This window comes from Novosphingobium sp. SL115 (genome assembly GCF_026672515.1).
GTDB lineage: Bacteria > Pseudomonadota > Alphaproteobacteria > Sphingomonadales > Sphingomonadaceae > Novosphingobium.
On sequence record NZ_JAPPRG010000002.1, the window covers coordinates 1,087,727 to 1,101,284 of the forward strand.

A 13,558-nucleotide genomic window follows, 5' to 3' on the forward strand; every position below is an offset into this window, starting at 1 on the left:
GGTTTTGGCAGGGCATGGGCCATAGCCCGCTTGCCTGTTTTACAGCGTGCCAATTGCATAGGGAGTACGATAGCTGTGGCCAAGATCGATCCGCGCGGTAGGAAGGTCAAGATCCTCGCCACGGTGGGCCCCGCCAGCCGCGAACCCGAAATGCTCGAAAAGCTGGTGCGCGCAGGCGCCGATGCCTTTCGTGTTAACATGAGCCATGGCGAACATGCCATCCATGCCGAAACCATCGCCAATATCCGCGCGCTGGAAAAGAAGCTGAACCGCCCCATCACCGTGCTGTGCGACCTTCAGGGGCCGAAGCTGCGTGTGGGCCAGTTCAAGGATGGCCGCGCGGTCATCCGCCATTCCGGCCACTTCACGCTGGACCGCAACCCTGAACCGGGCGACGAAACCCGCGTCTGCCTGCCGCATCCTGAACTGTTCGGCGTGCTGCAAAAAGGCCAGCGCCTGCTGATCGACGATGGCAAGCTGCGCCTGCGCGTGATCCGTGCAGATGAGAACGAAATTCTGTGTTCGGCTGAAGTGGGCGGGGTTATTTCCGACCGCAAGGGCGTGAACGTGCCCGATGCCGTGGTGCCGGTGCCCGCGCTGACCGAAAAGGACCGGCGCGACCTGTCGTTCGCAGTGGAACATGGCGCGGACTGGATTGCGCTGTCGTTTGTGCAGCGCCCCGAAGACGTGGCCGAAGCGCGCCGCCTGATGGGCGGATATGGCGCATTGATGGCCAAGATCGAAAAGCCCGCCGCCATTTCGCGGCTGGAAGAGATCATCGAACTGGCCGACGGAATCATGGTGGCGCGCGGCGACTTGGGCGTTGAACTGAATCCCGAAGAAGTGCCGCCGCTGCAAAAGCGCATTGTCGAAAGCGCGCGCCGTCAGGGCAAGCCTGTGGTGGTCGCCACGCAAATGCTTGAATCGATGATCGAAGCGCCGACGCCGACTCGCGCCGAAGTTTCGGACGTGGCCAACGCGGTGTACGACGGGGCCGATGCAGTGATGCTTTCGGCAGAAACCGCAGCGGGCGCATGGCCTGAAGAAGCGGTGACGATCATGCACCGCATCGCCGCGCAAGTGGAGACTGATCCCGGCTATGCCGCGCGTGTCCACTTCATCGAAACCCTGCCTGATCCGACAACGGCTGACGCATTGGCGCAGGCCGCGGCCAGCATTTCTGACACGCTGCCGATTACTGGCATCATCGTGTTTACCGGGTCTGGTTCGACCGCTCGCCGCGTGGCGCGTGAACGGCCTTCGGTGCCTATGCTGGTGCTGACCCCGTCGCAGGTTACCGCGCGCCGGCTGGGCCTGTTGTGGGGCGCGCATGCCGTGACCACCAAGGATATCGGCAGCTTTGAAGAGATGATCGGCAAGGGCAAGCGCATGGCTTTGCGTCATGGCTTTGGCACTGCCGGGGCGCGTCTGGTGGCGCTTGCAGGTGTTCCATTCGGCACGCCCGGCGCTACAAACCTGCTTCATGTGGTCACGCTGACCGGTAAGGAACTGGAGCAGCGCGACTGACATCAGTGTAAATTTGTCACACCTGTTGCCGAACTTAACCGGCCTGTTAAAAACCGGTTGAGTTCGGCTGGTCCTGCGGCATTTTCACTCTCACAAGAAAAAAATGGGAGTTGTGAATGTCTGGTCTTCCCAGAAGAAATGTGCGTGCGGCTGCAGTTCGCGGCCTTAGCTTTGTCGCGCTTGCCGCCATGGGCGCAGGTGCCGTGCAGGCACAAGAGGCGAAGGGCGAACAGTCTGCCATCGACCTTCTCAATGCCGATATCATCGTAACCGCGACCAAGAAGAAGGACGTTGAAAACGTCCAGGCCGTGCCAGTGGCCATTACCGCGTTCAATGCCCAGACACTTCAGGCGCTGCAAGTGCGCGATATCCAGTCGCTTACCTATAGCGCGCCCAACGTCTCGCTCGATCAGGTCGGCACGTCGCGCGGTACGGCCAACTTTTCCATTCGCGGTCTGGGCGTGAACAGCTCGATCCCGTCGATCGATCCCACCGTCGGCGTGTTCGTCGATGGCGTCTATATCGGCGTGAACAATGGTCTGGTTTTCGACGTGTTCGATCTTGGCTCGATCGAAATCGCGCGTGGTCCACAGGGCATTCTTTATGGCCGCAACACCACCGGCGGCGCGGTGCTTATTAACACCGGCGATCCCACGCCCGACTGGCGCGCCAATATCCGCCTGTCGCTTGACGGGCCGGTCGATTCCGGGCGTGGTTCGGGCAATATTTCGGCGCAGGCGGTGGTCTCCGGTCCGCTTATCAAGGACAAGCTGAACTTCAAGCTCGGTGGTTATACCAACTACGATCAGGGCTATTTCAAGAACCTGTTCGACGGCAAGGATTTTGGCGAGGCGCACACCCAGATCGTGCGCGGCGCGCTGGAATTCCTGCCCACCGATGGCATCCGTATGGTCGGCAAGGTGGAATACTTCACCAGCAATGGCGATGGCCCGGCCGGCCAGAACCATGGTCTGTATAAGCGTGACACTTTCGATTTCGCCATCGACAACGCGGGTTCTTACAACAACCGCACCTGGTTTGCCTCGCACAAGACCGAGATCGATGTGGGTGATGGCAAGATCACCAACATCTTCGGTTTCCGCGACTACGATTCCAAGACCAACAGCGATATCGACGCCAAGCCGGTGTTCATTTTCCATTCGGACGCGCTGTTTAAGCAGAAGCAGTATTCGGATGAGCTGCGTTACAATAACCAGTTCGGCGCGCTGGACTTCACGGCGGGCGGTTTCTGGTTCACGCAGAAGCTGGCCTATGATGAAATCCGCTATTTTCCGGCATTCATCAGCCCGTTGGCGCAAACCGGCGGTGGCCGTCAGGATCATGACGTGCTGGGCGCTTTCGCGTCGGGCGATTTCGCGGTCAACGATGCGCTGACGCTGACTGCAGGTATTCGCTGGTCCAAGGAAACCAAGGAAGTGGCGGTTACCTATATCCGTCCGCGTCCGGCGTGTTCGGTCATCACGGCCACTTGCCCGACCACTGGCAAGAATCCGCTAATTCCCACTGAGAACAATGGCTTTAGCGACAAGCGGACTTGGGAAAACTGGAGTCCCAAGCTGGGCTTCCAGTACAAGTTCGGCAGCGATGCGCAGATTTACGGCAACTGGACGCGCGGCTTCCGTTCGGGCGGATATAACTTCCGCATCACCAATGCCAATGCGTTTGAAGCGGTAGCGGCTACGCGCGGCCTCGCGTTTGATGAAGAACAGGTCGACAGCTACGAACTGGGCGTGAAGTTCCGCACCGATGACCGCAAGCTGACGGTCAACCTTGCCGCTTTCCGCACCGATGTTGGCGACATGCAACGTGAAATCAACCAAGGATCTGCCGCAGGTGTCGCCCAGTCGATCTACAATACTGCCGACGCCAAGATCGAAGGTTTCGAAGCGGAAGGGCGCTTCGCCGTCAGCCGCAATTTCCTGCTCACCGCCAATGTCGGTTACGTCAACGCACGCTATAAAACGGTCAAGTTCGATCTGACCGGCGACGGCGTGGTGACGGCTGCCGATCTGGTGCTGGACCTGCCGCGCACGCCCAAGTGGACTTATGGTGTAGGCGCGGTGGCCGATTTCCCTGTGGGCGAAGATTCGGCTATCACCGCCCGCGCCAACTTCCAGCATCGCGACAAGTTTGCCTATACCGACAGCAACTATGGCTGGATCACGGCAGCGGACAACCTTGATGCGTCGATCAGCTATCGTGCAGGCGCGCTGACGTTCACGCTCTATGGCAAAAACCTGTTGGATCAGGTGCAGCACGGCGGAGACACGCAACTGGGCACGGCGGCGCAGATTCCGGTGTTCGGCGGTCCGCTGTCCACCGGTGTTGACGGTGCCTATGCCGAAAATCCCAAGGCTGGCACGTTCTCACCCTTGAACAAGGGGCGCGTGCTGGGCGTGGAGCTTAGCGCTTCGTTCTGATCGGGCCTTCGGTGAAAGAAGGGGCGGTGCCACATGGCCCGCCCTTTTTTGTTTCAGGGCTGCTTGGCCTTGATTGTCGCCAGCCTTGGCGCGTCGCGGCCCGCGCGGCGTTCGGCACTCAGAACACGGTTCTTGCCCGCTTTCTTTGCGGCATAAAGCGCGGCGTCGGCGTTGGGCAGAATATCTGAACACGACGCAGCGGTTTCCGGCACCGAGGCTACGCCGAGCGAGGCCGTGACCGCACATTCATGAACGGCTGACAGCGCTGCAACCCGGTCGCGCAGCATTTCGGCCTTGACCATGGCGTCTTCCAGCGAACAATCAGGCAGGATCGCCACTAGTTCTTCGCCGCCGTAACGGCAAACCACATCGCTGGGACGCAAGCAGCCGACAAGCTGGCCGGCCACATCACGCAGCACGGCATCACCCTTGGCGTGGCCATGTTCGTCGTTCAGCTTCTTGAAGTTGTCGAGGTCGATCATCACCAGCGCGGTGCTGCCGCCATTGCGCGCGCCCCAGTGAAACGAAGCGTTCCAGCGCGTCTTCCATATAGCGGCGGTTATACAGCCCGGTCAGCGGATCGCGCAGCGACTGGGTGCGCAGCTTTTCACGCAGGGCAATGTTTGACAGGGCCAGTGACATCGAATCCGCCAGTGCGCGGCCCAGACGGCGTATTTCCATCAGGTTGCCAAAGGCGTTTTCGGTTTCGCCGTGGGTGATTATCAGCAGGCCATGCAACTGGCCGCAGGCCATCATCGGGATTTCCACGCTGCCAACGTGCGATCCATGGTGCGCGCAGCACAGCGTATTGTCGCCGGGCGCATTGATATGTGGCTTGCCGCGCTTCAATGCCCAGCAATTGGCTGGGGAAAGCATGTCCTGCGCGTTGAATGCCTCAGGCATGTCCCATGAACGGGCAAGGTCCAGCCTGTCGCGCGAATTGTTGAAGATATAGAGCGCTGCGCCATAGCCGGGCAAAAGCCGTCGTGCGGTTGCCATCAGGACAGCGCTGGCATCATCATAGGTTTCGGCAGCCTGCAGCATGTCGGTCATCGCGAACAGTTCCTGAATCTGTTCGCGTGAATCGCGGGTCTGGCAGAACTGCTGTAATTGCCGCGTCCGAATGCCCATCGCAATCTTGCGCAGGCCCAGTTGCATCATGAAGACGCCGGCAAGGCCCAGCGCGGCAACGCCAGCCAGTTGATGATGATAGATGTCATCGACAAACAGCGACAGGATGACGGATGCCAGAACAATCGCCTGCGCCGCCATTGCCGAAATGTGCGTGCGATCCAGCAATCTGTCACTTGCGTGCAGTGCGGTCTGGTCCGGTGATTGCCCGGTTGCCATTGCTGCCTGTTCTCCCAAAGGTTTCGCGCTTATCCTCCATAAGCCCGACAAGACGCATTAACCTTGGCGGCAGTAGGAATACCTTCCTGCCCTTATCGCTTGTTAAGTTTAACAAATTCCTTTTAGCGATGGCCAAATAGGGCTGATCCGACGCGAACGTGGGTTGCGCCCAATTGAACGGCGGTTTCCAGATCGTCGCTCATCCCCATCGACAGCAGGGCAAGGCCGTTTTCGTCAGCCAGCTTGTCGAGCAGGGCAAAGAATGGGGCGGATTCGATATCGGCTGGCGGCACGCACATCAGGCCGATTACATCGATTCCGGCCTGATTTGCCTGCGCCAGCAGCGCGGGCAGATCGGCCACGGCGCATCCACCTTTCTGGTCTTCGGCACCGATGTTGACCTGCACAAAGCAGGGCACGCGCTTGCCCAGCTTGTCCTGCGCCTTGCCCAGCGCGGTGACCAGGCTGGGCCGGTCAAGCGAATGGATGCAGTCGAACAGTTCCAGCGCCTCTTCGGCCTTGTTCGATTGAAGCTGGCCGACAAGGTGTAGAACGATATCGGGATGGGCGGCGCGGATTTCGGGCCATTTGGCCTGTGCTTCCTGCACGCGGTTCTCGCCGAATACCCGCTGCCCTTGCGCGATCAGTTCTTCAATCGCCGCAACCGGTTTGGTCTTAGAAATGGCGACAAGCGTTATCTCGTCAGGCTTGCGGCCCGCAATTCTAGCGGCCGACACAATGCGCGTGCGAACCTGTTCCAGTGGCGATGAAGGGACTGCCTGTTCCATGGCGCGGTGCTATAGCGTGCGCATGGCAAAGCGCCAGACCATCCCGCACGTCACCTTGTTGACCGATGCCCGCAACGATGCGGAACTGGCGCGCGTCCTTGCCCGGCTGCCGCGGGGCAGTGCGGTGGTGTTCCGGCATTATCATCTGGCACCGGCAGAGCGCGACAGGCGGTTTAGGCAGGTGGCCAAACAGGCGCGTGCGCGGGGCTTGCGGGTTATCGGTGCCAATATGTCTGACCACTTGCAGGCCGATGGTGTTTACGGCGCGGCGCGCGCTGTTGCCGGAAAGCCGGGGTTGCGGCTGGCGACGGCCCATTCCATGAAGGAAATGGGCGCGGCAGTGCGGGCAGGCGCGCATGGTATCGTGCTGTCACCGGTGTTTCCCACCCGATCGCATCCTGGTGGACAGGTGCTTGGCGCAGTCCGGTTCCTGTTGCTGGCGCGGCGTTCACCGCTACCGGTGATCGCGCTTGGCGGTCTTGACCATGCCCGCGCGGCGCGCCTTGCCGCTCGTGGGCCAGTCCATGGCTGGGCCGCGATAGACGGCCTAACATGCTGAGAAACAGGCATCATATCAGGGATTCTTGACGCTGACTCCCGTTCGGGCGCATTATAGGTAAAGCAAGGGCAGGGATACGCGATCATCATGGCAAGCCGGGCAGCAACTACCGCACGCGCAAGCGGGGCAGACTGGCGTGCCGTGCTGCGCCGGTCGCTGCGGCGCAGCCTTGAAATGATTGGCGGCAGCGTGCTGCTGGCAGCGTTGGTGTTTCTGGCGCTGGCGTTGGTCAGCTATACGCAGACAGATCCTTCGGGCAGTACCGCGTCGGGCAGTCCGGTAGAGAACTGGATGGGTCTGCCCGGCGCCTGGGCGGCAGAGCGAGTGCTGCTGATTTTTGGTCTGCCAGGGGCTTTACTGTTGCCGCTGCTATGGGTTTTTGCGCGGCGTTTGTGGGGCGCTGAAAGCGACCTGATCGATACCGGGGATGATGACGAAGCGCTGCCTGCGCCGCGCTGGTGGCGACCAACAGTGCTGTTGCTGGTGGCGATGGCACTGGTCGGCACCGCGCTGGCGCTATGGGGGGCGAGTGCGACCAGCCGCCTTCCTGCCGGGCCAGGCGGGCTTGCTGGCTTGATCGGGGCATCGGCCATCACCGCGCTGGCCAATCTGGTCCCACAGATTTCCGCGCTGTGGATCAAGGCTCCGCTGGGCCTGCTGGCGCTGGGTGGCGGTATCGCCATTGCCAGCCGGGTATTCGCTTTTGATTGGGGCGGAATGTTGAGCCTGCCGCCGTTCTTGCAACGCACGCCACGGGCAGATCGTGAGGACGACGACGATCAGGAAATCGCGCCGCCGGTCGCAAAACCGCGCAAGGAGCGCCGCGAAAAGGAGGCACGCGCAGAAGCCGACGGAATCGATGTTGAAGCGGCACTTGCCCCGCGCAAACCGACCGAAATTTCTGATCCGACGCGCTCACCCGCGCTGGCGAGTGCCCCGGCCAAAGCGCGGCAGGGCGATCTGTTCGACAAGCACGAACTGCCATCAATCGAACTGCTGGTCGAAGCGCCTGCAGGATCGGCGCAGAAGATCGACAAGCTGGCATTGGAACGCAATGCGCGCCTGCTGGAAAACGTGCTGGATGATTTCAATGTGAAGGGTGAAATCACCGCCGTCCGCACCGGGCCAGTGGTGACGATGTACGAACTGGAACCGGCACCCGGTATCAAGGCCAGCCGCGTCATCGGCCTTGCAGATGACATCGCCCGGAATATGAGCGCGATTTCCGCTCGCGTTTCGTCCATTCCGGGGCGCACGGTCATGGGTATCGAGCTGCCCAACGTGATCCGCGACATGGTATCGTTCCGTGAACTGGTGGCGTGCGAAAAATTCGCCAGTTCCAAGGCGCTGCTGCCGATCATTCTGGGCAAGGACATTGCCGGGGAACCGGTCGTGGCCGATCTTGCCACCATGCCCCACCTGCTGGTGGCGGGCACTACCGGGTCGGGCAAGTCGGTTGGCCTCAACTGCATTCTGCTCTCGCTGCTCTATCGGCTCACGCCCGCGCAGTGTCGCCTGATTCTGGTTGACCCCAAGGTGCTGGAACTGAAGTCTTATGACGACATTCCTCACCTGCTTTCGCCCGTGGTTACCGAACCCGCCAAGGCGGTGCGCGCGCTGAAATGGGCGGTCGAGGAAATGGAGCGGCGCTATCGCCAGATGTCCTCCATCGGTGTGCGCAATCTTTCGGGGTTCAATGAAAAAATCCGCGCGGCCCAGGCCAAGGGCAAACCGCTGGGCCGCCGCATTCAGGTAGGCTTCGATCCCGATACAGGCGAGGAACTGTTTGAAGAGCAGCAGCTCGATTACGAAGTGCTGCCGCAGATTGTGGTGATCGTCGACGAACTGGCGGACCTTATGGTCACCGTCGGCAAGGAAATCGAAGTGCTGATCCAGCGGCTTTCGCAAAAGAGCCGTGCGGCAGGTATCCACCTTATAATGGCAACCCAGCGCCCGTCGGTTGACGTTATCACCGGCGTCATCAAGGCCAACCTGCCCACCCGCATCAGCTTTGCCGTGACCAGCCGCATCGACAGCCGCACCATTCTGGGCGAACAGGGCGCAGAACAACTGCTGGGCAAGGGCGACATGCTCTACAAGCCCAACACCGACCCGATAAAGCGCGTCCACGGGCCGTTCGTTTCGGACGAGGAAGTGGAAAAGATCGCCGATCACTGGCGTGCACAAGGCAGCCCCGAATACGTTGATTCGGTTACCGAAGAACCCGAAGACGGCGGCTTCGGCTTTGATGATATCGACAGCGCTTCAGATAATCCCGAAGACCGCAAGTATCGGCAGGTGTGTCAATTGGTGTTCGAAAGCCAAAAAGCATCGGCAAGCTGGATTCAGCGGCAGATGGGGGTTGGGTATAACACGGCATCCAAATGGATCGAACGTATGGAGGCCGATGGCCTTGTTGGCCCGGCCAATCATGTCGGACGTCGCGAAATATACCGTGACAAGGATGGCAACGTCCTGTGATTTCAGGGTTATCAGTTTGCGTCCTAATATTAGTGTTCTGAAATCCCTGAGTCAGACTTGTCCCAAAGGCAATGATTCGATGAATGATACTGAACATGTCCAATAGGGATTGACCCCGGATCGAATTTCTTGGCGCATTAACTTGGTTCTAAGGCGCAAGCTTTAGAACGCTCTCATGTTCAGCATGCTGCGACGAGCGCTGTGGTCAATCGTCCTGTTGTTTGCCGGTATGATGCCCGCAGCAGCGGGCGCAATGCCCATTGTCGCCCAGCAGATGTGTCATGCACCGGCTGCAGTTGCAGAATCGTGGCAGGCAGTGTTGGCCGATTCGGCCCGCTGGCAGTGTGCAAATGGGGGGTGGCGCGGCGGATGGAACCTGTCTGCTGAAACAACGCTCATGCGCTTCGATCTTGACGCTGCGGACGGGCATGTCCTGCCGCAAAGCATCGTGACCCATACGGGCAATTTTGAACGGATCGATGTGGGTGTGGTAGATCGTGGTGGCCAAGCGCAGTGGACGTCATGGTGGCCGCGCGACGCCAGCCATCTGAGCACCGGTCCTTATCTGTCGATCCCGATCACTGGGGCTGATTCCGATACGAGGCAGATCGTGGTCCGGGTGGTGCGTCCTTGGGGCAAGACCACAATGAGCCAGATGGCGCTCGATTCGGACCCGCAAGCCAGAGGTTGGCCCTTGGGGCGGATTGTTGCCATGGCTGCGATTTGCGGGATGTTGTTGGTGCCGCTGCTTATCAATGCTGCCTTCTATTCAGTGTTGCCCGAACGATTTGTCATCTGGCATCTGGTCATGGCGGCAGCAATGCTGGTGCAGGCGGCTCTGGGCACGGGTTTCGTGCATATCATGGGCGATATGCCGCCCTTGCTTGAATGGCAGATCAACAACATTGCGATCATGACACTGGTGGCTGCGGCATTGATGTTTGCGGCAACCTTCCTTGAACCTGATGCCTTGCATCCGCGCTTGCGCACGATATCGATCCGCTTTGCACCAGTGGTTTTCGGGGCGGGGATGGCGGCCAGTGTGCCCTTGGCCGTGCTACGTCCCTATTCGTCGGTTTCGCTCAACATTGTGACCGGCATCGCGTTGAGCTTTATCGTTGCCATGATGGTGGATGCATGGCGGCGGCACAGCCCGTCAGTCCGGTTCCAGATCATCGGGTGGACGCCGATCATTGCAATCGCTGTCTGGCGCATCGCGGCCTATGTCGTACCCAGCATGCGTCCGACCGAGGCGGTCGAGGTATATTATCTGGCGCTTGCGCTGGAGGTGGTGGTAACCGCGCTGGGTATCGTCAATCGCTTTGTCGGTGTTCGCAATGAACGTGACAGGGCAACCGCCCGCGCGCTTGAACTTGAAGGCGTGGCCGGGCGCGACCCGCTGACAGGCCTGCGCAACCGTCGGTCCATCGAACGGCGATTCGATGAACTGTTCCGCACCGGTTTCCGCACCATGGCGCTGATTGATCTCGACCATTTCAAAACTGTCAATGACGTGCATGGCCATGCGGTGGGTGATGAGGTGCTGTGCGCGGTTGCGCGGGCGATGATCGATGATCGCGATAGCAAGGCGATCCGCATGGGAGGTGAGGAATTCATGCTGTTGCTGCGCGGGCCGGACGCTGTCGCCCGTGCGGAACGCTGCCGCCGCGCGATTACAGCGCGGGTCGCTGCTCAGGCGCCCGCGCTGGACCGGCTTGTGACCGCCAGCATGGGCGTGGTTGAACATGATCCCAAAGGCACGCTGGAGATCGATTTCATGGCGCTTTATATCCAGTGCGACCGGCTGCTGTATGAAGCCAAAAGACTGGGCCGAAACCGGATGATGAAAGAACGTGTTACCGGGTTTCAGCCTGCGGAGCGTTGCGTGGCCTGATCTGGCAGGAACGGTGCGGCAACGTCTGCCGAAACGCGCAGCAGGCGTCCCGAAACGCGATCCAGCAAGGCCCAGGTCGTCCGCGCACTGACAATCACCTTGCCCGCCGCATTGGTGAAATCCACCCGCCGGTCAAATCGCGCACCGGTTGGCGGTTCGGGGATGAAGGTTTCGGCCTGAACGCTTTCCCCAACGCCAATATTGCCCCGATAATCAATCTCGTGCCGGGTCACCACCCACACATAGGCTTGCTGGTGGTCTGCCGGAGCCACCGCCGCCCAGTGGGCCACGGCAATATCCTGCACCCATTGCAGCCATACCGCATTGTTGACGTGGCCCAGTTCATCAATGTGCTGCGGCTGTGCGGTAAAAGACAGGGCGTGGCGATTGCTCACACCGCGACGCCCAGTTGCCACAGGATAAAGGCGAACTCTTCCGCCGTTTCCTTCAGGCTTTCAAACCGCCCCGATTTGCCGCCATGGCCTGCGCCCATGTTGGTTTTCAGGATCAGTTCGTTGGTGTCGGTCTTTACTTCGCGCAGGCGGGCCACCCATTTGGCCGGCTCCCAATAGGTCACGCGCGGATCGTTCAGCCCGGCCGTCACCATCAGCGGCGGATAGGCCTGCGCCGTGACCTGATCGTAGGGGGAATAGGACCGGATCAGTTCGAACGCGGCGGCATCTTCAATCGGGTTGCCCCATTCCGGCCATTCGCCTGGCGTCAGTGGCAGGCTTTCATCCAGCATGGTGTTCAGTACATCGACAAACGGCACATGGGCCACCACAGCGCCCCACAGCGCGGGGTCAGAATTGATGACAGCGCCCATCAGTTCGCCGCCAGCCGACCCGCCCGAAATGCTGATCTTCCCGGCTTGGGTAAACCCGCGCTCGATCAGGCCATGGGCCACGTCGACAAAGTCGTTGAAGGTGTTGGTCCGCGCTTCCAGCTTGCCTGCCTTGTACCACGCGCGGCCCATATCATCGCCGCCGCGAATGTGGGCGATGGCATAGGCAAAGCCACGATCGACAAGGCTCAACCGTGTTGTCGAAAAGCCCGGCCCGATGGCGATGCCATAGGCGCCATAGCCATAAAGGTGCAGCGGCCCACCGCTTGCCCGATCCTTGCGCCAGACCACGGAAACCGGAACCATCGTGCCATCGCGCGCGGCAATTTCCAGTCGCGCCGTTTCATAGAGCGATGCATCATAGCCGCTGGGAATTTCCTGCACTTTCAGCAGGGTGAGGTTGCGGCTGGCCACATCATAGTCATAAGATGACGCCGGGCTGACCATCGATTCATAGCCCACCCGCAAGACCTGCATGGCCCATTCGGGATTGTCGCCCAGCGATGCCTCGTAACTGGCTTCGGGAAATTCGATGGGTTCGATCCGGGCGGGATCGTCGTAATAGCGGATTTCGATGCGATCCAGCCCGCGCACCCGGCCTTCGACCACGTAGAAATCGCGGAACAGTTCGAACCCGGTCAGATAGAAATCGTCCGTGCCTTCGATCAGCGTCGTCCACTTGCCCGGATCGGACAGCGGCGCGGTGGCCAGGCGGAAGTTTTCGTGGGTGTCGTTGGCATGGATGTAAAGCATGCCGTCGCGCTCATCCACGTCATACTCCACGCCCTTCTGGCGCGGCTTCACCAGAATCGGTTCGGCCAAAGGATCGGCGGCAGGCACCAGCCGGGTTTCCCCTGTTTCATGATCGCCGGTCGAGATAATCAGCCACTGTTCATTGGCTGAAAGCGCCGCGCCCACGCGAAAGCCTTCATCATCCTCGTGGTATAGCTCGACATCGTTTTCCAGCGGCTGGCCGATCCAGTGCAGGCGGGCATTGTCGGTGCGCCAGTTTTCGTTGGCGAGGGAATAGACAAGGCCGGTATCGCCCTTCACCCAGATCAGGCCGGAAAGCGTGCCGGGGATTTCATCTGGCAGCACTTCGCCCGTGGCGATCACTTTGATCCGCGCGGTGAAGCGTTCCGATCCGTTGTCATCCACCGACCAGGCGAGCTTGGTTCCATCGCTCGACACCGCAATCGCGCCCAGCCGAAAGTATTCCACGCCGTCGGCCAGTGCGACTTCATCAAGGATCAGCTCGTCCGCGCTGCCATCATCCGCCGCGCCCACAGGCCGGCGCCACCACTTCTTGTATTCCGCGCCTTCCTCATACTCGATCCAGTACAGGAAATTGCCGTCCTTCTGCGGAACCGACTTGTCCGCTTCCTTGATCCGCCCGCGCATTTCGGTGAATAGCTTGTCGATCACCGGCTTGCGTTCGGCCATGCGGGCGTCGAACCACGTATTTTCGGCCTCAAGATGGGCCAGCACCGCCTTGTCGGTAACTTCCGGATAGCCCGGATCGCGCAGCCAGGCATAATCGTCGGTAACGGTCAGGCCATGGTGGGAAAAGCTGTGCGGTTTTTTCGCGGCGACGGGGGGAGTGGCAAGAGTCATTCCCTGCATCTATGTTGCCAGCATGACGCCCGCAAGCCGGGCCGCTTTCTTTCAGGAATG

The 13,558-nt window shown here is 60.4% G+C and carries 10 protein-coding genes; 5 read left to right on the forward strand and 5 right to left on the reverse strand.

The features are described 5' to 3' along the window. The first annotated feature begins 75 nt into the window (after positions 1 to 75). Together pyk and OVA07_RS06810 are read left to right on the forward strand one after the other, a co-directional pair. Positions 76 to 1,527 carry a pyruvate kinase gene (gene pyk, locus OVA07_RS06805; RefSeq protein WP_268170709.1) on the forward strand — a complete coding sequence of 484 codons (1,452 nt, stop codon included), beginning with the start codon at positions 76 to 78 and terminating at the stop codon, positions 1,525 to 1,527. 116 nt (positions 1,528 to 1,643) lie between these two features. Next, positions 1,644 to 3,968 (forward strand): TonB-dependent receptor, encoded by a 2,325-nt coding sequence (locus OVA07_RS06810; protein ID WP_268170710.1) that lies wholly within the window; start codon positions 1,644 to 1,646, stop codon positions 3,966 to 3,968. A 53-nt stretch (positions 3,969 to 4,021) separates the two neighbouring features. On the opposite strand, the gene OVA07_RS06815 is transcribed toward OVA07_RS06810, so the two are convergent. The 3 genes from OVA07_RS06815 to OVA07_RS06825 form a co-directional block, all read right to left on the reverse strand. After that, a complete protein-coding gene (locus tag OVA07_RS06815; RefSeq protein WP_268172639.1) occupies positions 4,022 to 4,456 on the reverse strand; it encodes a GGDEF domain-containing protein in 435 nt (144 codons plus the stop codon). After that, entirely contained in the window at positions 4,392 to 5,318 is a 927-nt protein-coding gene (locus OVA07_RS06820) for a GGDEF domain-containing protein (protein ID WP_268170711.1), read from the reverse strand. Before OVA07_RS06820 ends, OVA07_RS06815 begins: the two co-directional genes overlap by 65 nt. Positions 5,319 to 5,440: 122 nt before the next feature. Beyond that, positions 5,441 to 6,106: a YggS family pyridoxal phosphate-dependent enzyme gene (locus tag OVA07_RS06825; RefSeq protein ID WP_268170712.1), complete on the reverse strand. Its 666-nt coding sequence runs from the start codon at positions 6,104 to 6,106 to the stop codon at positions 5,441 to 5,443. On the opposite strand from OVA07_RS06825, the gene OVA07_RS06830 reads away from it, so the two are divergent. The 3 genes from OVA07_RS06830 (at position 6,105) to OVA07_RS06840 (ending at position 11,040) form a co-directional block, all read left to right on the forward strand. Continuing rightward, complete coding sequence (locus OVA07_RS06830; RefSeq protein ID WP_268170713.1) at positions 6,105 to 6,665, forward strand: thiamine phosphate synthase; 561 nt, start codon at positions 6,105 to 6,107, stop codon at positions 6,663 to 6,665. The genes OVA07_RS06825 and OVA07_RS06830 overlap by 2 nt on opposite strands. Positions 6,666 to 6,752: 87 nt before the next feature. Further along, on the forward strand, positions 6,753 to 9,146 hold the full coding sequence (locus tag OVA07_RS06835; protein WP_268170714.1) for an FtsK/SpoIIIE family DNA translocase: 2,394 nt from the start codon (positions 6,753 to 6,755) through the stop codon (positions 9,144 to 9,146). Positions 9,147 to 9,321: 175 nt separating this feature from the next. Further along, positions 9,322 to 11,040 carry a GGDEF domain-containing protein gene (locus tag OVA07_RS06840; protein ID WP_268170715.1) on the forward strand — a complete coding sequence of 573 codons (1,719 nt, stop codon included), beginning with the start codon at positions 9,322 to 9,324 and terminating at the stop codon, positions 11,038 to 11,040. Here OVA07_RS06840 and OVA07_RS06845 read toward each other — a convergent pair. Beyond that, complete coding sequence (locus OVA07_RS06845) at positions 11,013 to 11,435, reverse strand: acyl-CoA thioesterase (RefSeq protein ID WP_268170716.1); 423 nt, start codon at positions 11,433 to 11,435, stop codon at positions 11,013 to 11,015. The two genes, OVA07_RS06840 and OVA07_RS06845, sit on opposite strands and share 28 nt — an antisense overlap. Then, the gene (locus OVA07_RS06850; RefSeq protein WP_268170717.1) at positions 11,432 to 13,507 is read right to left on the reverse strand and encodes a S9 family peptidase; all 2,076 of its coding nucleotides are present in this window, start codon (positions 13,505 to 13,507) and stop codon (positions 11,432 to 11,434) included. The genes OVA07_RS06845 and OVA07_RS06850 overlap by 4 nt, the downstream gene beginning before the upstream one ends. Positions 13,508 to 13,558: the final 51 nt, after the last annotated feature.